Raw genomic sequence first — 22,541 nt, forward strand, 5'->3', positions numbered from 1 at the left:
CCCAAGTAAATTACTCTAGGACAACAAATTTTTAACGATACCTGCAATTTTTAAAGCTAGTAGGGGGGGGACTGCGTTTCCTACCTGATGTAGTTGCTGTGTTCTGTTTCCTTGAAAAAAGTAATTATCAGGGAATGTTTGTAATCTTGCCGCTTCCCTTACTGTTAGACTTCTGCACTGATTTGGATCTGGATGTATAAAGTAATGCCCATCTTTTGAAATATGGCTTGTTACTGTAGTGGCATATTTATCCCAAAGTTGCACACGAAACCTATCACTAAATTTACCACTTTCCCAATTTGCGTGAGCTGGCCGCAAACCGCTAAGGGTATATTCTTCATGACCTTTGGGCGAGCGTTGATAAGCTGTTGCAAATGCCGAAGCATAAAGGTACCTTCTTAAGTCACTTTGCATGTGTCCACGAGTTTCGTGATTCATCCAGACATTTAGCCGGTCATCTTCATACCAATGATTCATAGGTAGATCATTAGATTTTTTCCTACTGTAAATTCTTTTATTAAAATCGACTCTTAATCCACCGAATCCAAAATTACTACGATCTTCTAATTCAAGTGCTCTTAATATTTTAGTCAATTCTTCAAGACCAGCAACTGACGAAGCTTCTTCACTCAACTCTTCAATATGTTGGTTTACTATTGTTGCCCAATTAAGTGCTGTATCAACCCCACCCTTGCTTAGGCGGCTTCTAAGGGTAGGAAGTGCTTTAATCACATCACTGACTTTAACAGTAGGTGCCTTTTCTAACTGAGCTGGCAATTTTCTCAGGTCATCCCTGACTCCCAGTAAAATGACCCTATGTCTAGCTTGCGGAATGCCGAATTCTTCCGCTTTTATTACAAAATCATTCGCCTTAAATGTTGCTGCGTCCATGCCTGTTTCATAATAAGCTGGGACAACGAGAGAGTAAATTTTATATTTAAAGCCCGAAGGATTTTGCTGAAGTGCTTCATCTGGGTTTGACAGGTCTGAAAGAATTTCATGAAACACCTTCTTGCCGTTCACCTTAGATGAAAGGATCCCTTTTACATTTTCCATTACAAAAACTGTTGGTTTATATTTCTGAATAATTTCTAAGTATTCTTTATAAAGAAAATGCCTAGGATCATTCTCAGCCTTATACTGAGCATTACCTAAATTCCTAGACCTACCGACTATTGAATATGCCTGACAAGGAGGACCGCCAATTAGCACCCAAGGTTTTTCTGAACCTAACTGACCAGCTTGAATGGAGTCATTTAATACTTTGTCACCCTCAGCAGTTCCTAATTCTATCTGTCTAGCTTCAAGCTGTGCATCTTCCCACTCTGTTAATGTAGATTCGTCATATGGAAAAGCCGATTCTCCATTGCAAAAGCGATAGTAACAATCTAGAGCATTTCCACCTTTGAGTTTTAATTTTCTAAAAAAAGCTCTTAGAGTGAGTGTTTGATGGGCTGATGTTTCCTTCTCAGCTGAAATAAGTATTTTAAAAGCAGAGCCATTATCAAGTGAGGAAAAGCCTTCACCAAGTCCTCCTGGCCCTGCAAATAAATCTACGATTGGAATATGATTATTTTTTTGCATTTAAAAATTGTCTTCTTAGAAAAATGCAAACTCACTAGGATGAATGAAGTTAGGATAGAGTCCAAGTGGATATTGATTTATCGTTTTTATTTTTAGCTTGTGTGCCAAAGTCTAAATAGACTGTATAGAAATTACAATTTAATTATACATAGCTTAGTTAGGATCCACATTAAAGAATAGCACTCACTGCGTTATCAATAAACAGTTTAGCATCTCTGATATAGCGGTTGAGCATGGCATCTGACTTATGGCCTGTTTGCTGACGTATCTTCCAACTAGAAACCCCTGCTTGCGCTGCGCTGGTGACTAGGCCAGCACGTAAACTATGACCTGAAAATTTACTAGCATCTAAGCCAATCGCTTTAGCACGTTCTTTAACGATGATGGCGACTGCTTGTGTGGATAAAGCACTAGTTTCGATTCTTCCGTGTCGAGTGACTGGCCTAAATACTGCACCCTCACTTATTTCAATGAGTTTTAGCCAGTCTTTAAGTGCAAGCACCGGGCATACACTACCTCTGGCATACGGAATCGCTATCTTGCGACCCTCGCCTTGCTGGTCAGTCTTAGATTTGCCTAAATGTACAACCAAACCATGTTCTACAAATTCAATATCAGAATATTGCAGCCCAACCAGCTCACTTCTACGAAATGCACCAGCAAACCCAATTAATAACAATGCACGGTCACGGTAACCTTTAACACCTTCTAATCCAGCCACCATATCAAGCAGATTATTTTTAAGGACAGGTTCAACTTGACGTTGTTTAGTGCTGACGATTCGCTTAATACCGCGTAACGTAGCCTTAACCAAGTCTGATTTAGTTGGAGAGAGTAAATTCTGCGAAGTGTGTGCTCTATTGATACTCACTACACGCCGACTAAGGGTCGCAGGTGCAAGTAAATCAGCATGGACTGCTAAATATTGGCTGATAATTTCAGGGGTTGAGGGTATGTGTCCGCCCCAACTAATAAAGTGCGCTAAATCAGATTGATATGAGCTCCTTGTACTGGAAGCCAGTGCTGCATGGATGTATTTTTCAAAATCACTTTTCAGTGCAATTAATTGCACTTTAGATACATTATTGCAGTATATAGAGTGTGATGATGACATTTTAGTATTTTAAATTTTGGTCATTTTTGGACTTCGAGAATGTAATATTATGGCTAGTTAGAAATAAAGTTTTAGCCTCTAATCACGTCTATATGCGCTGCTCTAATTTGCTGTAATAAAGACATCTCTTTATTTATCAAATCAATAAGCTTAATTGTTTCTTCTTTTGTTTTTAAGCCAGCACCTTGCATTTCCATCAATTCAATCTGTTCCTTTATTGATTGTGAGCCTGTGAAGATAAACTCGCGGTTTAACAAGCTCCCCTCAATAATGAATAACACTGTACCAACCAACTTAGTCGAATTCTTATTTGGGTATTCAATAAAAAACTGCTGCAACAGTTTGCTAGCAGCTACAAAATCTGAAATTACTTGCCTCCCGCTGCGACAGTAAATATCTAACGAGGCCAGATTGATTCCTTGGTATTCGTTGCTATGTAAGATCTCATCCTTAACTTGTGTATTAGTTGCTTCCATCAACATTTCAAATGCTAACAACATTGCTGCGTTCAAACCTGCTGTCTTAGCATTTCCTAGCAATACCGCTTGATTAAGCACATCTGGCAATGACATAGCATCACAGATCTGACCCAACAAGTCTAATCGTGCTTTAGAGATGGTTCGGTGATAGCCATTTGAATGCCGCTCAGAAAAACCTGAAATAACTTTTAAAGCGGTCATGCGATGAGTTATATATAAGCTTGTATCAAGTGCGACAGTGACTAATCTTTCCACGGGTGTATTTAAACAACAGTGTAAATAATTGGCGGCATCCGGATCGGAAAGGGTGAAGCAGTAAATATCAGTTGCGTTTCGGGACTTTGCTGATTTAACCATTTGCTCAACCAGATAATGGATAACTTTATCTCGACCATAGGCATTATGTAACCGCTTGCTTGATGCAAGGAGTGTTAGCAAGCAAAGGCTGGGATTTGCAATACCTATATCCTCAAAAACAATTATTTGAAGTCTTTTGATTAGATAAGCTGGGTCAAGACTTAAAAGAGTCGAGGTGGCATGGAATGCTGTTTTAACTTCGCCTCTACGAATGCTTTTGTGCAAACTACTAACCGCTACCCATTTGTCATATACAGCTGGTTCAGTATTTGCAAATGAATAATGACTTAACTCAGTATTAAGTAGCGATTCAATGTGCTTTTCTAGAATGTGTTCGCCGAATAAATCTTGAGATGCTGCTATTAGGTTGGTTTCAAGAAAAGCTTGCTTGCAAAATTCTTTTGACATTTGATTCTCATAAGTAATTGGTGATAAAACTTATCTTCACCTTATACGAGAGATTGTCAAATGTTTATAAATATCAATGACTTATATAATTTAATTGGCTATATTTCAATTTCTTCTGCCTTTGACAGTAATATATTCTTTGAAATTTCAATTTTATTGCCATTGCTATCAAAGGAAATAGATTGATTTTTAAATTGGTTCTTTAAATCAAAATCAGCCATTCTGTGTATTAAGCTTTTTTCAAGCATACTGTTTACGGATGCTGTGGTAGACAAAACACCTAAAGCAGCTTTCAAGCGAGTGTTTGAAGGTAGCCGCATATCACAAAGTATTTCTTGAAGTGTTTGAACCGCTGTTAACGTAGTAGCGTTCATCTGCTTTGCAATTTCTTCTAATCCAGATGTTGTAATTGAATTAAGTTTTGCTTCAAACTCAGGCAACTTTTGCCAACGATAAACTGTCATGGTTGAAACTTCCAGCTGCGCTGCTACTAAGTAAGCTGGAGTTCCTAAAGATAACAACTTAACTGCATTAAGCTGTCTGGCCTTTAGAGACTTAACATTGTTCATTTAAATACCCCACAAAATATAACAATTCATAACATTTTTACATGTGCACCGAGTCATAAACGAAGTCCTCCAATATGAATCTTTTTAAGTCTATGAAAGTCAATGTAATTTAAGCAGTTGTCCCAGCAATAAAAGTAGATGTAGGATGTAACTCCTTAATTATTAATTGATGTTCTAGAAGTCAATGGTGTCATGGCAATATATTGACTTACGCAGAGTCTTAGAAATTAACAGACCAATATCACACATGATTACCTTTACGAATAACATATAAACTCCTATGACTCAGTTGACATGGTTGACAAACCCATTTCCATAACGCACTCATGTGTCCTAGCAATTTTATACTCCTAGGACACTAACAACGGTTCCTCTACAAATTCCAAATTGTTGAGTCTGATTTGCACGCATTCTCAAACTCATTCCGACAAGTTTTTAATGTGCTAAAAATATAGTGGTTTTGCCGTATCGTTGGGATGGGGCCATACGATTCCGGTTTCTTCTTACATTCCGTGAGACTTGGCAAAGTGCGTTTCAATTGTTTACCAAACACTGAAGCAATCGATTTATGTTTTTTACCATTATCGTTGCACCAATCAAGATATATTTTGTGCAACGATGCCTTACTTACTGAACAATCCCAATTATCTTCTGATGCCTCACGCAAGTATTCGTAAATAAAACTATCAGTAGAGTCCATTGATAATAATTTCAAGTCAAAGTTAAACGGTGTATGCGGCACTTTGCGAACATTAAATTTCGATAAATCACGTTTTTTCAGAAAATACATCAACGCTTCAGAACCTCCTTGACGCATTTGATTAATAATTGCACCAAAATAATTGTGGTCTTCCTTATGCTTATTACTTACATTAAGAATGAAAAAGCGTCTGTCGTCTTTACCAACTGGAACAGCCCAATCTTCATTAGATGAGACCATTATTCGCTTGTAATTACCAAGGCGTATCACATCCTTAAATTTCTGTTCAATTGATGAGTCTGGGTCTGTAATCATCGCTTTTAGAGCGCCCTCAGCTGACTTGTTGCCGCCCCAAGTTGCCTCGTTGGCATAAACTAATAATACATCTTTAAGATGCCCTGTGAATCTACCCACAAGCTGCTCAATGCCTGATAGAGTAATGTAGTGTGGCTCAATCAGCCTTCCTAACTCATCGGTTGCCACGCCTTTACCAGTACCTTGGGCTCCACGAAACACAATTGCAACGCCGGGTAACTCCCAAGGTCGCTGAATCATGTGCGCCATCCAGCTCAATAGATATTCATAATAATCAGTATTGCCACGGCATATGTTGTCGCTTAAATGTTGGAGGTAGAGGCTACAATCACCTTTGATGGCTTGTATTGCGAACCCCCTGAATAGATTGTAAAACGCTGAAGAAGCCCCTTGTGGTGAAAACACTATTCCGTCATATGACCTACGTTTTTCATCTTTCATCCAAGCGTCAATAATACTTACATCGTGCTGTTTTCCGAGTAAATCAGTGGTTACAACGCGCATGTTGGCACACTTTAACTTCAGTTCACCTAAGCGGCAAAGACTAATGTCCTGCCTTCCTTTCTCATTGATAAACTCTGTGATTACGAATGTCTGACCAGTCATAAAAACTACCGCATATGTTTTGTTCAACTCCTCTACGGTAATTTCGCTTTGTGTAGGTTTGGAGTCACTAAGCTTGTTTGATTCGTTGCAAGTTGTATTTTCACTACCCCAGAGTTGAGAGATGCTAGCAATGTCTAACTCAGGATTCTCATTGAGCGCATCTGCTACATCCCAACCAACTGGCTTTCCTTCGGGTATTAATAGTAAGGTGCAAGATTTTGCACCTGCAGCAATAATGGCTTTGGCGCAGTTCTGCGCATATACGATGCCAGGGTTATCGTTGTCTCTCCAAATCATTACCTCTTTACCTTTAAGTGGTGCCCAGTCAGTTTTAGCGGCAGGGGCGTTAGCACCCATCATTGCAGTGGTGGCGCAATATCCCGCATCTATGAGTGCTTGTGCGCATTTCTCACCCTCTACCAAAGCTACCAGCTCTGATTTCGCAATTCCAACAAGATTGTATAAAGGGCGTGGCTCGGGAGGGACTTTATACTCTTTGGTTTCTTTGTTGTATGGACGGATCGTTTTTTTGCCACTGGAATCTTCCATGCGGATAGTTGTGCAAATATATGTACCGTCAGCATTCAGATAGTCCCACTCAGCGACTTTTACAAAAGTTGTATCATTGTTAAGCTGAGTTTTGTCGTTGTCTGGTGCCCCAGATTTGCCTATTTCAGCTAAAGTGGTTTCTACTTTTCCAAACACAGCTTCTACATCGGTTTTAATATTTAAATCGAAATGCGCAGCGACAAAATCAATAATATTGCCAGACTCTTGTGTAGCATGGTCAAACCAGCACCCTCTTTTTCCCCCAACCAAACTAATGCTTAAGCTGTTACCTGCGTTTCCGTGAATATCTCCTATTCTGGATTCTGTGCCAGTAAATTTAGCGGCAGGAATTATTTTTTTCAAAACCTGTTCTAAGTGCTCAATAAGGGAATTTTTAACTATATTTTGTTTTTTAGTTAGCGCCATAAATTGCACCCCAGCTGAATTATTATTGACTTATTAGTTTTCATGTTGACTCCCCTGTGCCAGATAGCCAATTCCCATATAGGGTGACGTCAATCAGTACTGAACGAGTTCCATTGCGCCTGATAATTGCCCCAGAATTAGCAAGTCCGTTTCCTGCAATTAGCCTACCTCGTGAATCAAACCTATCGTAAGCTTTGAAAATTTGAGCTCTAATTTTTGCTGCTGTAAGATTTGCAGAGGGGAAAAATGTTGGCAAATTGCCGACAGTAGAGATTACAGGTAGCGCTTTGATTACTAAATGTTGGTTTAATATGAATTGATCTTGATGTTCGTTAGTCATTCTCATTGTCCTCATTAAATGCTGCTTATTCAGCAGTTATGAGTACAATAAGTCTGGAACTAACCCTCCCCGCAACCCTCCCTAATTCCCTGTTTTTATAGGAGGGTCATGAAGGAGGGGCGTTATCACTTTGCGTCTTGTATTTGCAAGTTAGCTCGAAGCCTATCCCACGTTGTGTAAAATACGCTATTTGATGAGAATAGTTTTAAATTTTTACATAGCTCAACACGGCACTCTTTTTTGACGCCAGCCTTACCGCTAGCGGGGACCGGTAACATTTTAGGGTCATAATTGTGTGCTTTAAGCCAAGCAAGGACTGCGTTGTTTTGCTGCTCACTAACAGATATTTTTTTAAGGTTCTTAGTGTTTGCGACGTTGCCTTGCCCGTCATCAATGACCACATATACTGTCAAATTAAACTTTTTAGAATATGACGTGAAGTCACTTATAGTCATGTATGTTTTGTTAAATGCTGTAAGCTTTGTTGGGTTTTGTAGTGGGATATGGGTGTGATAGTCGTAAACGGTCACATCATTATTTAATATAGCCTTTGTGAGATATTCCAAATGTTTATTTGCAACTATATTTAATTTTGAGTTGCTAAACGAAATGTATTTCCAATTACTAATATTTTCATTAAAAGCTTTTTCATAGAACTCCCATGCGGTTAAACTAATATCTTCTCTTAGAGTCTTTCCTATTCTGATGGGTGCTAAATCATCTAGTGCTGAAGCTAAATTTAGCGATTCCCAATCGCTATCATTAAGTTTTTCTAATTGAAATAATTCGCTATCTATATCTTCATCATAGGGCACATCTATGGGGTTGGCTCTCTTCATGATTGCAGTAATTGTGAAATGGCTAGCTTGATCAGGAGGGGTTATAGCTTTTGCTATTAGTAATGGTATTTCACTAGATGAAATTTTTTCTGTAGCTGCGGGTAAAGTAATTTTAAGCAAGTTAGCCCACTCCTAATGTCTTTGCAAGCGTGTTGCTAATCTCTGATGCTCGGGTGGGGGCAAGGTGGGCGTACCGACTTACCATCGCCATGGTACGGTGACCAAGTATCTTTGATATTTCTAGTGGGGAAACACCATTCATCATGAGGTACGACGCACAAGTATGTCGCAAATCATGCCAGTGAAAATCAGAAATAGCCGCCTCACTTAATGCGGTTGTAAATGGCTTTCGCAAATGAAGAAAAGCAGATTTCCTAGAAGCAGGTGTAGGCGGGAATATTCGGTCGTCTGATAGGTTGCGTACCTTGGCTCGCTCTTGTAGTAAGGTTAATGCTTCACCTACTAGCGGCATCACTTTTGTGTCATTATTTTTAGTAGTGCCAGCCTGAAGCATTGCCCTGCCAGCATTAAGATCAATTTGCCCCCAACGAAGACTCATCACCTCAGATTGCCGTCCTCCAGTAGTGAGCGATAATAGCACTGCAAGATATAGATCGGGATGCTTGCGGCAAGCCAAAAGGAAGCGGGGCAGTTCGTCTGAATCAAGAAAGCGTACCCGACCCTTACTCTCTGCAAGCTTTGTAACGCGTTCTATCGGATTTCTTTCAAGCCACCCCAACTCTTTCACTCCATATGAACATGCGCTAGAAAGTGCAGCTAGAAATCGATTGGTAGTTGCCCCGCTCCTTCTCTTTTCGAGCGCAACCTTCGTTACTAATCCGTCTACACCACGTTTGCGTACAGTAAGAAATTCATTTAGAAGTTGGTCGCGGCTTTTGGCTATCAAGGCTGGAGTAATATCTTTTAATAATTTACTGCCATGAGTTTTATGCCACCAATCAAGGCGTGCCTTCATATAACTTGCTGATTTAAGTTTTATATGTGCTGGGCTACTTTTATACTCAATTAGTAGTTCACTTAGTGTGTGCAGTTTGCTCATACCAAAGTGGCGACCTGCTTTAATGTCTGCTTCGGTTTTTTGTACCCAGTCGCGAGCATCAGTCATTCGAGTAAAAGTAGCACTTTCTGTGGGGTGCCCTTTCAGACGAATTTTCACGCGGTAACTAGTTGATCCGTCGCTGTTTTTACGTTTTTCAATTGTAGCCATGATTAGCTCGGAGAATAAATTTAATACTTATCCACACTCTAGTGTAAGTAGCAATAAATTACAACAGAGGATACAAAGTCCTCAAATACCGATGCAATAAAACCATAAAATCAAGAAGATATGATTTATTCTTTGTGTAAGGGGCAGTGGTGGGGCATCTTAGGCTGAGTTAGAAGTTGACTCATTCAGGTGGGCGACAGTTCTGATAAGCGCTTTAGTGAGTTGATTTGTTTTTCACGCTTGCCCCACGAGTGTCCCTTTAGGGCGCAAAAGAAAACGCCCCAATCTCTCGAAAGGGGCGTCTGTGTTGGTGGTGAAAGAGGGACTTGAACCCTCGACCCCAGGATTATGAATCCTGTGCTCTAACCAGCTGAGCTACATCACCTTTAAAACTTTTAACGTAAAACTGGTTGTGAAAATTTAATCACTTAAACTTTAGACAAGGGCGCAATTCTAGTGTTTTAGCGGCATATTGTCAAAAATAACTTAACTTTTCTACGTAAAATTTGTCGTTATTTTTAAGTCTTAATTTTTGTATGGTTACACATTAAATCTAAAGTGCATTACATCGCCGTCTTGCACGATATATTCTTTACCTTCCAAGCGCATTTTTCCGGCTTCTTTGCTACCTTGTTCGCCTTTGTTTTTGACATATTCATCGTACTGAATGACTTCTGCGCGAATAAAGCCACGTTCAAAGTCGGTGTGGATGACGCCAGCGGCTTGCGGGGCAGTTGCGCCTTTTTTCACGGTCCAAGCGCGCACTTCTTGTACGCCAGCGGTGAAGTAGGTTTGTAGGCCTAGTAAATCGTAAGCGGCGCGAATGACGCGGTTTAAGCCTGGTTCATCTTGGCCTAATTCGCTTAAAAATAATAGTTTATCTTCTTCATCCAGTTCTGAGATTTCGCCTTCAATTTTTGCACAAATACATACTACAGGGGCGTTTTCTACTTTGCCTAGCGCAATTACTTTGTCTAGTAGTGGGTTGTTTTCAAAGCCTGTTTCGTCTACATTGGCTAAATACATCACTGGTTTAACAGTAATGAGGCAGAGTGGTTTTAATAGCTGTAATTCATCCGCGTCTAAGTTTAAAGTGCGCACAGCTTTGGCTTCATTCAAGCATGGCAACACTTTGTTTAATACCGATACTAAAGCAATGGCATCTTTATCCCCACTTTTGGCTTTTTTGCTTTCGCGCTGCATGGTTTTTTCAACGGTTTCCATATCGGCAAGCGCAAGTTCGGTATTAATGACTTCAATATCTGATAGTGGGTCAATTTTGTTGGATACGTGAATCACGTTTGCATCTTCAAAACAACGAACTACGTGCGCGATAGCATCAGTTTCTCGGATGTTAGCTAGAAACTTATTACCCAAGCCTTCACCTTTTGATGCGCCTGCTACTAAGCCTGCAATGTCGACAAACTCAACAATCGCTGGCTGCACTTTTTGTGGTTTAACAATATCAATCAGTGGCTGCATGCGCGGGTCAGGCACTTCTACGATGCCAACGTTTGGCTCGATCGTGCAAAAAGGGTAGTTTTCTGCAGCGATTCCCGCTTTGGTAATCGCGTTAAATAAGGTAGATTTCCCTACGTTGGGTAGGCCAACAATTCCGCACTTCATGTTTTTTCCAGTCTGTCTTTTCGTTGATTACCGCGTTGGCTGCGTCTTCGCAACTTCGCCGTACTTAATGTACTGTCTTAGCTACTCAATTCTTGCCGCCTTGTACTAAACGAAAATACAGGTGGAAAAATTGATAATTTCACTATTTATTGCAAAGCATAAGTTTGCATGTGTTTAGGCTTTAGTATGCAATTTTAACATCGCATTCTCAAAGTCTCCGCTTAACAACTGCGGCACAATTTCTATGCTTTTATCAATGCATTGATAAATAGCCGTTTGTTCATCTTTTGTTGGGGCTTTAAGCACAAAATTGACGACTTCATTTCTATCGCCAGGATGGCCTATGCCAAGACGTAAACGCCAAAAGTCAGCTGTACCCAACGCGGCTGTAATATCTTTTAAGCCATTATGTCCGCCATGACCGCCGCCTTTTTTGAGTTTCACCGTTTCTGGCGGCAAATCCAATTCGTCATGAATCACTAATATTTGCGCGGGTGAAATTTTGTAGTAATTGGCAATCGAAGCAACAGCTTTGCCGCTGCCATTCATAAAAGTAGTGGGTTTAATCAGCCAAGTGTCCATTGTTAAATTCAATTTAACAGTATTTAATTTACCAACAATACCAAAAAATTTAGACTCTAAAGCTAGCTTGCTATTAGAGCTAGCGGCGAGTTGATCCACCCACCAAAAGCCTGCATTGTGGCGAGTTGCTGCATATTTGTCGCCAGGGTTGCCTAGTCCTACTAATAATTTAATGCTGTCCATTGTGTTTCATCATTAATAAAAAACGCGCACTTAATAGTTAAGCGCGCGTTTAGTAATTTCACAACTTTGACTACTCTGCAGCAGCTGGTGCTTCTGGCGCTGCGGCAGCTTCTTCTTCTGCTGCGTCAGATACACTGCCACGTGTTTTAGCAATTGCAGCAACGGCAGCGTCTGTGCCATGTGCTAACTGAACAAACTCAACACCTTTAGGTAGTTTAACTTGTGACAAGTGCACAGAGTCACCCATTTTCAAATCAGCCAAATCAACTTCGACAAATTCTGGCAAATCTTTTGGTAAGCAGCTTACATCCGCTTCCGTTAAGATATGCGCCACAATACCGCCACCTAGCTTAACGCCCGGTGCAATTTCTGCATTGATAAAGTGGAAAGGCACTTTAACGTGGATTTTTTCAGAAGCTGAAACACGTTGAAAATCAATGTGTTGAATCGTGTTACGTACTGGATGCATTTGAAAGTCACGTAATAAAACACTTTCTTTTTTGCCATCTACAATCAAACTTAAAATAGATGCATGAAAAGCTTCATGACGGAATTGTAAAAACAATTCTTTGTGATTTAACTCAAGATTGACGGCCTCTTTACCAGCGCCATAAACCACACCGGGTACATTGCCAGCGCGACGTGCACGGCGGCTCGCACCCGTACCTTTAACGTCACGTTTGACTGCATTAATTTCGATACTCATTTTAATACTCCTAATTTTGCTGTTTTTATTCAGTCAAGTATTGAATAAATAACAGCGGTACTACACAAAAACTGTTTTCCGCGACCAGAAAACAGGGTTAAAACTAAATAGTCGTTTTGGAAATTTTGCAATGACAAGAAGGCAAGTCTCACATATCAAATACAGCAAGACGAAGCCGGCACAGTCAGTGCTGGATTTTCCAAAGCGATTAATCCATAAATAAAGAAGAAACAGACTCTTCTTGGCTGATACGTTTAATGGTTTCAGCTAATAGACCGGCTGCACATAATTGACGAATCTTTGTGCAGTTGGCAGAAGCCGGACTTAATTTAATGGTATTGGTGACAACTAGTTCATCCAATTCTGAGTGCATAATACGATCGGCTGCTGTACCTGATAATACCGGGTGTGTGGCGTAAGCCAGTACACGTTTTGCGCCTTGGTTTTTTAAGGCGGCTGCAGCTTCACATAGCGTATTCGCAGTGTCTACCATGTCGTCCATAATGACGCAGGTGCGGCCAGCCACTTCACCGATAATATTCATCACTTTGGCAACGTTTGCTTTTGGGCGACGTTTGTCAATAATCGCTAAATCAGAGTTTAATTGTTTGGCACATGCGCGTGCGCGAACAACACCGCCAACGTCTGGCGAAACAATGACTAAATCTTCATAATTCTGCTTAAGTAAATCATCCAGCAAAATAGGTGTTGCGTAGATATTGTCTACAGGAATATCAAAAAAACCTTGAATCTGATCAGAGTGCAAATCCATGGTTAATAGGCGATTAACACCAACGCTAGTCAGCATATTCGCGACCACTTTGGCAGTAATTGCTACGCGTGCAGAACGTGGACGACGATCTTGACGTGAATAACCTAAATAAGGAATCGCAGCAGTAATTCGGCCAGCTGAAGCGCGGCGTAGTGCATCGACCATTACCATGACTTCCATGAGCGTATCGTTAGTTGGGTGGCTAGTCGATTGCAGCACAAATACATCTTTGCCGCGCACATTTTCGAGTAGTTCAAGCATCACCTCGCCATCACTAAAACGGCCAACATCGGCACGACCAAGTTGAATGCCTAAGTGTGCAGCGACTTGTTGCGCAAGTTCTGGGTTAGCATTGCCTGTAAATACCATCATGTTGCCGTTACTCAAAATGCTACCCTTTATATATTAAAAAATATATTAATATTCTAATATTAAATTCTAGTTACTTAAGCGTTACTTGCTCTTTAAGCGTGCTAATACCTTAGCTACTTTAAAAAGTAAAAGCGTGTAAATCAATATAATCTACACGCTTTCTTTTTGTGTATACAGACAACGTCTACATACTAAATATTGGCTGAGGAGGAAGGATTCGAACCTTCGGATGCTGGGATCAAAACCCAGTGCCTTAACCAACTTGGCGACTCCCCAATAAAACTTCATAACTGCTTTAATACATTTTTTAAAAAATGTATTAAATTTAGCGCACTAAATCAAATTATAGTGCGGATGTTTAGCTAAACCCTTTGCAACAAAACCCCTGATATTGGCAGGCTTATTGGCTAAAACTTCATCCGCAACTTGTTTTGAGTTAACCGCTACAAACACAGATGCCCCCGATCCACTCATTCGGGCTTCACCATAAGGTTTTAGCCAATTAAGCGTAGTTGCAACTGCAGGAAAATCTTCACATACAATCGTTTCAAGGTCGTTTCTAAACTTGCTAGAATTACCACTGCTTGAAAAGTCCGCTATTCTCAATGGTTTCGTGTCTCTTGTCAATCTCAGATTAGCAAAAATTTGTGCAGTTGATACATGTTCATCCGGAGTTAGGACAACATAGTATGAGTTTTTCTGTGATTCAGGTAAATTGACAGGTGATAGAACTTCCCCGATCCCTTCAGCCCATGCGGTTTGGCCAAAAATAAATACTGGTACGTCGGCACCTAAAGTCAAGCCTATCTGCATCAGTTGTGTGCGGCTTAAATTGAGTTGCCATAAGTGATTAAGTGCTAATAGAATTGTCGCGGCATCTGAACTGCCACCACCCAAGCCGCCGCCCATTGGAATGTGCTTTTCGATGCGGATTTCTACGCCTTGCTTGCATCCTGTGGCAAGTTGCAACGCCTGCGCTGCGCGAACACATAAATCCTGTGACTCTGGCACGTTTTTCAGTGTGTTTAAACGTTTAATTTGTCCGGTATTGGTTGCTTTAAGATGAATTGTGTCGTAAAAATCCAGCAGTTGGAACACACTTTGCAGTGTATGGTAACCATCCGCACGGCGTCCGGTGATGTGCAAGAATAAATTAATTTTTGCAGGTGCTAGAAAAGTTTGAAAGTCTTGCATTGTTGTATTTTTGGATAGGTGATTGAAAACCACAAGCGATTAATTTAAGGCCGGTTAATTAAACTTTAATTACTGGGAAATTTCAATCCATTTTTCTACTAATAATTTCAGGTTAACTTTTTCACTTTTTAGCACAATTTTGTTGGGTAAAAATATACCTTCATTGTTGGCATAGTTTTCGTAACTAATATCCCATCCATCTTGCTTTAACGTGAGCAATCGGCCGTTCTCGTCCCAAGTACTGCTGTTAATGTTGCTGGTTGTTGGTTTGCCAAGCGCCCAGTCACTTAACCCTGATAATGGTAGTTTAAAACCTAGTGTGGTTTCGGTTAGGCTTTCTGCATCTTGGGCTGTGAGGCTGCGTCCATCCTGTTTGGTGAGTGTTACTCCCGTTACTATCTTGCTGATATTCGCCACTTTTCCGCCTACTGGTGAATACACATCAACATTGTCGGTATCCACTGCGTGCTGCCAATCAATACCACCTGAAAAGCCTTGCTTTTGCGTAACTACACCTAAACGCCCCTTTAGCGCAAAACTTTTGATTTGGGCTAGTTTGGCAAGGTGTTGCTGATGAGATGCCAAAGACATTGACGACTGTGCGACAGGCGGTTTGGATATTGTCGCGCAGGCGCTCAATAACAATAAGCCAGTGGCAACGATTAAATGGCGATTAAAAAGCAAACTTAATTCTTTAACTTAACTAATTTAAGGCTAAAAACTAAGAATTAAATTTTTTGGCAGTAGCCACTAGTAAATCATTGGCTGGATGATCTTTTAGCGCTAATCCCCAAACTTTCTTCGCTTCCTCTTGCTGGCCTTGTTTCCATAACACTTCGCCCAAGTGTGCAGCAATTTCTGGGTCAGCTTGAATGCTGTAAGCCCTGCGCAAGTTTTCCACCGCAAGTGTCAAATTGCCCATACGGTAATGTACCCAGCCCAAGCTATCCAGCATATAGTGGTCATTCGGTTGTAATTTAAGCGCGGTTTCTACTAGTGATTTTGCTTCATCCAGTTTGATATTTCGGTCTGCATAAGAGTAACCAAGCGCATTATAGGCAGCAGCATAATCTGGTTTGATGCGAATCACTCTGCGTAACTCTGCTTCCATTACGTCTAATTTGCCAAGGCGTTCCGCTGCCATGGCGTAATCGTAAATAAGCTCTGGTGAGTTTGGCATGCTTTTAACGGCTTTATCCATTAAATCAAACGATTCTTGGTTGCGCTTAACTTGGCCCAACATGTTGGCTTGGGTTTGAATGACGATGATTTGCTGTTCTGGTGTTAGCTCATTCACTTCATCTAACATGGCAATCGCGGCATCTACATTTTTTGTACGTGCAATCACATTGGCAGCAGAAAGTCTGCTTTCCAGATAGCGCTCGCTGGCTGCAGGTATTTTGTCGTACCAAATCAATGCTTGAGCGTCATTTTTTTGACGCTCGCTACTGCGACCTAAATATATATATAGTTGTTCTGGCTCTTTAAAGCCATTGTCGATCGATTGTTGAAAATACTTGTCTGCCCCTGTGAAATCATTAGACTCAAGAGAGAGCAGGCCAACCACAGCGCTGATTTCTGGGCTGCCTTGTGCCGCATCAATTAATTTAACAAACTCCGGCTTGGCTTCTGTAAAGCGTTTTTGATTCACTAATAATTTGGCATAAGACATGCGCACATCATTAGCTGTAGGGTATTTCTCTAAAAAATCCTGATAAAAAGTGACGGCTTTTTCAGGTGAGTCTCTAAATATTAATTGACCTTGCAGCAATGCAGCCGCTTCCCAGCCTGGCCGCAGTTTTTCTGCAGTTGTAAGTGCTGTGTTAGCAATTGCTGGCTTGTCTGCAATTAATGCGGCTTGTGCAATGGCAAACTGCGCTTCTGGCAATGTCGGGTAAGGCGCTGCCAGTTCTTGAACAGCTTTTAAGACTTCATTTTTGTCTTTTTGGTTGACAAGCAAAGTATTCAAATACAAAAAACCATTCGCGCGCGTTTCTGGCTTGGTTAACAGTTTTTCAATATGTGGTTTGGCTTGTTTGAAATTACCGCTAGCGACTAATAACTGACTAGAAGCCTGTTGTGCTTCCAGTGAGTCAGGATCCAGTTCCACCCATAAAGTAGATGCTTGCAATGCAATTGCTGGCTGATTCGCATAAGCCGCTGCGCGCGCAGCACGTTCTGCTAAGCGCACATCACGGGTTTTTTTTGCTAAATCTAAAAACAATTGGCTAGCCAATGTCACGTCACCGCGTTGACCTGCAATCTCGCCTAATAGATAGGTATACACAAACTCGGGTGTTGCGCTGGTAATGCTAGGCTGAACGGCCGTTGGGCTAACAGACGCAGCATAGGCGGTTGATGCACTAAATGATGCAGTTGATATTAGAATTGCAGCAGCTATTTTTTTAATTTCGGGCATTATTTTTTAAGTTTCCAGATACTTTCAATTTCACTTTGGTTAACTATCATCGGTTAATCATGTTAAATGACGTTCATTTTCTTATTTATGTTTAGTCCGTGACAGTTAATGCAAGTTCATCCATAATTAAAGGTTAAGCAATATTTCGTTTGTATTTAATTAAGACTATAACTTTTTGCCTGAAACTAATCTAGCGATTTTGTTTCATAAGACAATTCGTTTTAAGCAATGACAAGACAAATCATCATGACTAATTTAACAGTAGAAGCGATAGAGCTTACCCGATTGTACGGTGGTCGTGAGGCCGTCAGTAATGTGAGTTTTAATCTTACTCAAGGCCAGGTGCTCGGTTTTTTAGGTCCCAATGGCGCGGGTAAATCGACCACTATGAAAATGTTGACAGGCAATCTGGCGCCAAGTGCCGGCTCTGTCAAAATCTGTGGTATTGATATGATCGAGAATCCCAAAGAAGCCAAAGCATTAATTGGTTATCTGCCTGAAATGCGCCCGCTATATAAAGAATTTACCGTAGACGAGTACTTAACCATTGCCGCCAGATTGCATAGAGTGGCGAGTCGCAACATTAAAAAAGCCGTTGAAACGGCTAAAGAGCGTTGCGGCCTGACGCATATGAGTAAGCGCCTAATCGAAAATCTATCTAATGGCTATCAGCAGCGTGTAGGCATTGCGCAAGCGATTATTCATAATCCGATGGTGGTGATTTTGGATGAGCCTACAGTTGGCTTGGATCCGATTCAGATCCGTGATATTCGAACATTAATCCGTGAAATCGGTACTGACCACAGCGTTATCCTTTCTACGCATATCTTGCCAGAAGTTGAAATGGTGTGCGATCACGTACAGATTATCGACAAAGGTAAGCTGGTATTTAACGGCGGCATTGATGTATTAAAACGCCAACGTGTCGGCAATAAGCTACTGATTGGTTTTAACAATGCGCCGGCACCGGCAGATTTATTACAAATTGCAGGCGTTTCTGAAGCAGAAACGCTGGAAAATAATATGATGCGTGTGCGTTTTGCAGAGAATACAACGCCACACGAATCGATTGTGCAGGCGGCAGTTAAAAACGGCTGGGGCTTGTACCAAATCGCGCCAGATCAAACCAGTTTAGAAGACGTGTTTGTACAGTTGACGTATCAAGACGCAGCAGCAGTAGAAACTCCGGTCGCTTAGAGGAAATTCCATGATTTTAAATGTGGCAAGAAAAGAACTTAAAAGTGTGTTTGCTTCACCCATGGGCTGGATTATTCTGGCCCTATTGATGTTTGCATTCGGTACTTATTTTTTAAATGGTGTTAACGATTATTTTGAGGTGATGTCAGGCGCGATTCGCCCGGCGGAACGCTATGGCGTAACCCAGTTTGTAGGTCAAACGGTATACGGATTGGCTTCATTTATTATGTTGTTTGCCGTACCACTGCTTTCAATGCGTTTAATCAGTGAAGAGCGTCGTAGCCAAACCCTTCCGTTTCTGTTCAGTGCGCCTTTATCGTTAACGGAAATCGTATTAGGTAAATTTTTAGGATTAGTGGCTTTTTTAAGTATCCTGATTGTTTATATCGCGCTGATGTTGTCCACGCTTAATATATGGTCAGAGATTGATTTTGGTTATATTTTAGCCAACTCATTAGGCTTGTTTTTATTGGTGGCTGGTTTTTCTGCCTTGGGTTTGTATTTCTCCAGCTTAACTTCGCAGCCAGTTGTGGCTGCAATTCTGAGCTTTATCGCGCTGTTTGCATTAATGATTTTAGACCGCTTTTTCGCTGGTGACCCAAGCAACACTTTAGCGCATTTATCTTTAATGAATCACTTTCAATCATTTGCCGGTGGATTGATTGATACCGCAGATGTCGCATACTTTGTTTTATTTACGGCGACTTTTTTAATATTAACGATTCGCCGTTTGGATGCAGACCGGTTAAGAGGCTAATTGGACTTTTTGTATGAAAATTAATCGCAATTTACGTTTTCAAATGCTGGCGCAAAGCTGGTTGTTTGTGGTGTTATTTATCTTATTAGTTGTATTGATTGGCTATTTAACCAGCCAATATCGCTATGCAAAAGATGTGACGCAGGCCAATCGCAATATCCTCACCCAGGGTAGTGCGAACATATTGAAGCAGATGAAAGAGCCTGTGAATATCACGGTTTACGCGACACTTGATGATGCGAATCGCGGCGATACGTTTAGAAAAGGTGTTAAAGATTTTGTGACGCGTTATCAGCGTGAAAAAAAGAACATTACCCTGACCTTTATTAACCCTTCAGAAGAGCCAAAATTGGCGCAAGAAGCGGGGATTAAGCAAGATGGTGAAATGGTGGTGGAATACAACAAGCGTACGGAACATATCACACCGCCGATTGCGGAACAGGAAATGACTAATTTGCTGGTACGTTTATCGCGTACGAATACGCAACCAATTATGTTTTTGGATGGACACGGCGAACGTCATTTGCAGGGTATTAAAAATCACGATCTTGGTGAGTTTGGTAAACAACTGGAATCTAAAGGTTTTAAATTTGCCAATCCAGATTTAACCATTGCGCAAGCCGTGCCAGCTAATGGTGCGATGCTGGTGATTGCTAGCCCGCAAGTAGATGTGAGTGAAATTGAAGCAAAAAAAATCAAAGCGTATTTAGAATCGGGCGGTAATTTGCTGTGGCTGCTAGACGACAATAATTTGCGTGGTATGAAAGAAGTAGCCGATTATTTAGGCTTTACCGTTTCGCCTGGTATTGCGGTGGATATGACGGCTGCGCAATATGGCGCTGATGCGAAAGTGGCATTTGCCTCTTCATATGGCGATCATGCCATTACGCGTAATTTTCAGTTAAGAACACTTTTCCCAGAAGCGCATCAAATTGACGCACGCGCTTCGGATGAATTCGGTTGGAAAGTGGGGCGTTTGGTAGAAGTGGCGCCGAATGGCTGGTTAGAGTCGGATATATCAAAAGCCGGCGTTAAAAACCAAAAAGTGGTGTTTGATGAAAAAGTAGACAAGCGCGGCCCGATTAATATCGGCGTGGCGTTGGAGCGCGAGTATGGCAAAAAAGGCCAGCGTGTAGTGGTGATGGGCAATGCAAACTTCTTATCGAATACGTTTATTACCAATGGCGGCAATTTGGATTTTGGCGTAAACATTGTGAACTGGCTGGCTGGCGATGACAAACTCATTACTATTCAGCCGATGCCGTTGAAAGATATCAATGTGACTATTCCTAGCGATGACAAAGGCCGCGCGGTCGCATGGACGGTGTTCCATAGCTTCCAGTATTTTATTCCGCTCGGTTTTTTTGTAGCAGGCTTCTGGTTGTGGTGGAAACGTAGAAAAGCTTAAAGTGATACTTAACACATTAAAAGTATTCAAAATTTGAAAAGTCTGTCATTAGCGATACAGACAATGAGTATAGGTAAGTTATGAAAAATAGATGGTTGCTTAATTTAGTCATGCTGGCAGTAGTTGGCGGCTTGGTTGCTTTTTTATATCTTCGCCCGCAAGTTAAGATTGATGCGCCTACAGAACATGCGGTTTCTCAGTTAAAGTTAGCGGATTTTAATGCCATTAAAGTCGAATTTCCTGCGCTTAAAGCGACGGCTTTTGAAAAAGTTGATGGATTCTGGCGTATGACCGCACCGTACAAAGCACGTGCGGATCAACTGTCGGTGCAGCGTATCTTGTCGATTATCGCCGCAACCAGTGTAGAGAAGTTTTCTGCCAATGATTTGGCTAAATACGGCTTGAATAATCCGGAACTGAAAGTACAACTAACCAGCAGTAATGGCGTAGAAGAGTTCATCTTCGGCACGCATAACCCAGTAACAGACGAGCAATATTTGGCTTATAAAGATGCGGTTTATCTGATTCAGGCAGGATACTCTGAAGCAGCGAGCGTACAACCCATTGAGTTGGTTGATAAGTTGCCGCTTGGCCCCGAGGAGCTAAAACAAATCAGCGGCTTTAATTTTTCACATTTAGAGCAATGGGAAGAAATCGGGTTAAACGTAGATTTAGAGGCTGGTAATTGGACGGTGAATACACCTAAAGCTAAACCTACGCAAAACGAATTGAATGAGTGGCTGGACTTTAGTTGGAAACAAAGCCCAGCTAAATCCGTAGAGCTTTATGTACCAGATCGTAAAACGGTGTACCCATCTTTTGAATTAAAGCTTAAAGATGGCAAAAAAATACGATTTGATAAGATTCAAGAATCACCTGAATTGTTATTGGCGCGCCCTGATGAAGGTATTTTGTATCACTTTAATAATGACGTCGGATTTACCATGTTGAATCCACCCATTAATCTAAAATAACATCCGTATTTAAACTATGCCTGAATTACCAGAAGTAGAAATAACGCGGCGTGGTTTAACTCCACTGATTAATCAAACGGTTAGGCATGTTGTCATTCGCAATGGCAGTATGCGCTGGCCAATTCCGGCGCATTTGCCGCAAACCTTACATCAACAGAAATTACTTAACCTAACACGTCGTGCTAAATACATTTTAGCCGAGTTTGAGTGTGGCACTTTGCTGTTGCACTTAGGCATGTCTGGCCGTATTCGCCTATTAGAGCGTGATTATCCGCCTGAAAAGCATGACCATTTTGATATCGCTTTTAATGATGGAAGCGTGTTGCGATTGTGTGATCCGCGTCGGTTTGGTGCTGTGTTATGGGCTGGTGAAAATCCGCAAACGCATGTCTTGATTAGTACGCTTGGCCCGGAACCACTGGAGCCGAGTTTCAATGCACAATATTTATTTGCTCAAACACGCTCACGAAATACTGCAATTAAAGTCACCATTATGGATAGCCATTTGGTTGTGGGTGTTGGCAATATATATGCGTCAGAATCGTTATTCCGTGCCCGCATTCACCCAGAAACGCCAGCGAAAAAACTCACACTGCAACAATGTGAAACACTGGTTTTAGAGGTTAAAGCCACACTAAACGATGCGCTAAATGCCGGCGGAAGTAGCTTGCGTGATTTCTTTGGCGCAGATGGTAATCCAGGCTATTTTCAGCAAGAATACTTTGTATATGGACGCACAAGCGAGCCATGCAAAGTGTGTACAAAACCGATTAAGAATATTCGACTAGGTCAACGCTCCACATTTTATTGTGAGCAATGCCAAGCTGGAGGCTAGCT

At 41.2% G+C, this 22,541-nt stretch carries 19 protein-coding genes and 2 tRNA genes; 5 read left to right on the top strand and 16 right to left on the bottom strand.

Going from position 1 to position 22,541, the window contains the following annotated elements; all coding sequences use genetic code 11:
• Positions 1–15: 15 nt before the first annotated feature.
• The 16 genes from K370_RS10445 to K370_RS10530 form a co-directional block, all read right to left on the bottom strand.
• Complete coding sequence (locus K370_RS10445) at positions 16–1,584, bottom strand: DNA cytosine methyltransferase (RefSeq protein WP_047541376.1); 1,569 nt, start codon at positions 1,582–1,584, stop codon at positions 16–18.
• 169 nt (positions 1,585–1,753) lie between these two features.
• A complete protein-coding gene (locus tag K370_RS10450) occupies positions 1,754–2,698 on the bottom strand; it encodes a site-specific integrase (RefSeq protein ID WP_235272734.1) in 945 nt (314 codons plus the stop codon).
• Positions 2,699–2,769: 71 nt separating this feature from the next.
• On the bottom strand, positions 2,770–3,942 hold the full coding sequence (locus tag K370_RS10455) for a hypothetical protein (RefSeq protein ID WP_047541378.1): 1,173 nt from the start codon (positions 3,940–3,942) through the stop codon (positions 2,770–2,772).
• A gap of 98 nt (positions 3,943–4,040) precedes the next feature.
• On the bottom strand, positions 4,041–4,511 hold the full coding sequence (locus K370_RS10460) for a hypothetical protein (RefSeq protein ID WP_047541379.1): 471 nt from the start codon (positions 4,509–4,511) through the stop codon (positions 4,041–4,043).
• A gap of 373 nt (positions 4,512–4,884) precedes the next feature.
• Positions 4,885–7,107: a DUF5906 domain-containing protein gene (locus K370_RS11900; protein WP_052185239.1), complete on the bottom strand. Its 2,223-nt coding sequence runs from the start codon at positions 7,105–7,107 to the stop codon at positions 4,885–4,887.
• A gap of 465 nt (positions 7,108–7,572) precedes the next feature.
• Positions 7,573–8,406 carry a hypothetical protein gene (locus K370_RS10480; protein ID WP_047541386.1) on the bottom strand — a complete coding sequence of 278 codons (834 nt, stop codon included), beginning with the start codon at positions 8,404–8,406 and terminating at the stop codon, positions 7,573–7,575.
• 1 nt (position 8,407) lies between these two features.
• Positions 8,408–9,514: a tyrosine-type recombinase/integrase gene (locus K370_RS10485; protein ID WP_047541388.1), complete on the bottom strand. Its 1,107-nt coding sequence runs from the start codon at positions 9,512–9,514 to the stop codon at positions 8,408–8,410.
• A gap of 308 nt (positions 9,515–9,822) precedes the next feature.
• Positions 9,823–9,899 (bottom strand) — tRNA-Met (locus K370_RS10490).
• Positions 9,900–10,054: 155 nt separating this feature from the next.
• Positions 10,055–11,140 carry a redox-regulated ATPase YchF gene (ychF, locus tag K370_RS10495; RefSeq protein ID WP_047541390.1) on the bottom strand — a complete coding sequence of 362 codons (1,086 nt, stop codon included), beginning with the start codon at positions 11,138–11,140 and terminating at the stop codon, positions 10,055–10,057.
• Between the two features lie 174 nt (positions 11,141–11,314).
• Positions 11,315–11,905: an aminoacyl-tRNA hydrolase gene (pth, locus tag K370_RS10500; protein ID WP_047541391.1), complete on the bottom strand. Its 591-nt coding sequence runs from the start codon at positions 11,903–11,905 to the stop codon at positions 11,315–11,317.
• Between the two features lie 70 nt (positions 11,906–11,975).
• Complete coding sequence (locus tag K370_RS10505; RefSeq protein WP_047541392.1) at positions 11,976–12,611, bottom strand: 50S ribosomal protein L25/general stress protein Ctc; 636 nt, start codon at positions 12,609–12,611, stop codon at positions 11,976–11,978.
• Positions 12,612–12,819: 208 nt separating this feature from the next.
• A complete protein-coding gene (locus K370_RS10510) occupies positions 12,820–13,755 on the bottom strand; it encodes a ribose-phosphate pyrophosphokinase (RefSeq protein ID WP_047541393.1) in 936 nt (311 codons plus the stop codon).
• A gap of 199 nt (positions 13,756–13,954) precedes the next feature.
• Positions 13,955–14,031, bottom strand: a tRNA-Gln gene (locus K370_RS10515).
• Between the two features lie 57 nt (positions 14,032–14,088).
• On the bottom strand, positions 14,089–14,949 hold the full coding sequence (ispE, locus tag K370_RS10520) for a 4-(cytidine 5'-diphospho)-2-C-methyl-D-erythritol kinase (RefSeq protein WP_047541394.1): 861 nt from the start codon (positions 14,947–14,949) through the stop codon (positions 14,089–14,091).
• A gap of 69 nt (positions 14,950–15,018) precedes the next feature.
• The gene (gene lolB / locus K370_RS10525) at positions 15,019–15,633 is read right to left on the bottom strand and encodes a lipoprotein insertase outer membrane protein LolB (protein ID WP_081977198.1); all 615 of its coding nucleotides are present in this window, start codon (positions 15,631–15,633) and stop codon (positions 15,019–15,021) included.
• Positions 15,634–15,670: 37 nt separating this feature from the next.
• Positions 15,671–17,368: a tetratricopeptide repeat protein gene (locus tag K370_RS10530; protein WP_047541396.1), complete on the bottom strand. Its 1,698-nt coding sequence runs from the start codon at positions 17,366–17,368 to the stop codon at positions 15,671–15,673.
• 246 nt (positions 17,369–17,614) lie between these two features.
• Between K370_RS10530 and K370_RS10535 the strand changes: the two genes are divergently transcribed.
• The 5 genes from K370_RS10535 to mutM all read left to right on the top strand — a co-directional run bounded on the left by K370_RS10535 (position 17,615) and on the right by mutM (position 22,539).
• Positions 17,615–18,565: an ABC transporter ATP-binding protein gene (locus tag K370_RS10535; RefSeq protein WP_047541398.1), complete on the top strand. Its 951-nt coding sequence runs from the start codon at positions 17,615–17,617 to the stop codon at positions 18,563–18,565.
• Positions 18,566–18,575: 10 nt separating this feature from the next.
• Complete coding sequence (locus K370_RS10540) at positions 18,576–19,322, top strand: ABC transporter permease (protein WP_047541399.1); 747 nt, start codon at positions 18,576–18,578, stop codon at positions 19,320–19,322.
• Between the two features lie 13 nt (positions 19,323–19,335).
• A complete protein-coding gene (locus K370_RS10545) occupies positions 19,336–20,730 on the top strand; it encodes a GldG family protein (protein ID WP_047541400.1) in 1,395 nt (464 codons plus the stop codon).
• An 80-nt stretch (positions 20,731–20,810) separates the two neighbouring features.
• On the top strand, positions 20,811–21,704 hold the full coding sequence (locus K370_RS10550) for a DUF4340 domain-containing protein (protein ID WP_047541401.1): 894 nt from the start codon (positions 20,811–20,813) through the stop codon (positions 21,702–21,704).
• 16 nt (positions 21,705–21,720) lie between these two features.
• Complete coding sequence (gene mutM, locus K370_RS10555) at positions 21,721–22,539, top strand: bifunctional DNA-formamidopyrimidine glycosylase/DNA-(apurinic or apyrimidinic site) lyase (protein ID WP_047541402.1); 819 nt, start codon at positions 21,721–21,723, stop codon at positions 22,537–22,539.
• Positions 22,540–22,541 lie beyond the last annotated feature (2 nt).

The sequence above is a fragment of the Methylotenera versatilis 7 genome, from assembly GCF_000799165.1.
Classification (GTDB): domain Bacteria; phylum Pseudomonadota; class Gammaproteobacteria; order Burkholderiales; family Methylophilaceae; genus Methylotenera_A; species Methylotenera_A versatilis_A.

Excerpts from the sequence above, each read along its gene's own strand:
- K370_RS10550 (WP_047541401.1), top strand. The coding sequence starts at position 20,811 with ATGAAAAATAGATGGTTGCTTAATTTAGTCATGCTGGCAGTAGTTGGC.
- ispE (WP_047541394.1), bottom strand. The coding sequence starts at position 14,949 with ATGCAAGACTTTCAAACTTTTCTAGCACCTGCAAAAATTAATTTATTC.
- K370_RS10530 (WP_047541396.1), bottom strand. The coding sequence starts at position 17,368 with ATGCCCGAAATTAAAAAAATAGCTGCTGCAATTCTAATATCAACTGCA.
- mutM (WP_047541402.1), top strand. The coding sequence starts at position 21,721 with ATGCCTGAATTACCAGAAGTAGAAATAACGCGGCGTGGTTTAACTCCA.
- K370_RS10455 (WP_047541378.1), bottom strand. The coding sequence starts at position 3,942 with ATGTCAAAAGAATTTTGCAAGCAAGCTTTTCTTGAAACCAACCTAATA.
- K370_RS11900 (WP_052185239.1), bottom strand. The coding sequence starts at position 7,107 with ATGGCGCTAACTAAAAAACAAAATATAGTTAAAAATTCCCTTATTGAG.
- K370_RS10445 (WP_047541376.1), bottom strand. The coding sequence starts at position 1,584 with ATGCAAAAAAATAATCATATTCCAATCGTAGATTTATTTGCAGGGCCA.
- K370_RS10460 (WP_047541379.1), bottom strand. The coding sequence starts at position 4,511 with ATGAACAATGTTAAGTCTCTAAAGGCCAGACAGCTTAATGCAGTTAAG.
- K370_RS10505 (WP_047541392.1), bottom strand. The coding sequence starts at position 12,611 with ATGAGTATCGAAATTAATGCAGTCAAACGTGACGTTAAAGGTACGGGT.
- K370_RS10485 (WP_047541388.1), bottom strand. The coding sequence starts at position 9,514 with ATGGCTACAATTGAAAAACGTAAAAACAGCGACGGATCAACTAGTTAC.
- K370_RS10510 (WP_047541393.1), bottom strand. The coding sequence starts at position 13,755 with ATGATGGTATTTACAGGCAATGCTAACCCAGAACTTGCGCAACAAGTC.
- K370_RS10450 (WP_235272734.1), bottom strand. The coding sequence starts at position 2,698 with ATGTCATCATCACACTCTATATACTGCAATAATGTATCTAAAGTGCAA.
- K370_RS10540 (WP_047541399.1), top strand. The coding sequence starts at position 18,576 with ATGATTTTAAATGTGGCAAGAAAAGAACTTAAAAGTGTGTTTGCTTCA.
- K370_RS10545 (WP_047541400.1), top strand. The coding sequence starts at position 19,336 with ATGAAAATTAATCGCAATTTACGTTTTCAAATGCTGGCGCAAAGCTGG.
- K370_RS10535 (WP_047541398.1), top strand. The coding sequence starts at position 17,615 with ATGACTAATTTAACAGTAGAAGCGATAGAGCTTACCCGATTGTACGGT.
- pth (WP_047541391.1), bottom strand. The coding sequence starts at position 11,905 with ATGGACAGCATTAAATTATTAGTAGGACTAGGCAACCCTGGCGACAAA.
- ychF (WP_047541390.1), bottom strand. The coding sequence starts at position 11,140 with ATGAAGTGCGGAATTGTTGGCCTACCCAACGTAGGGAAATCTACCTTA.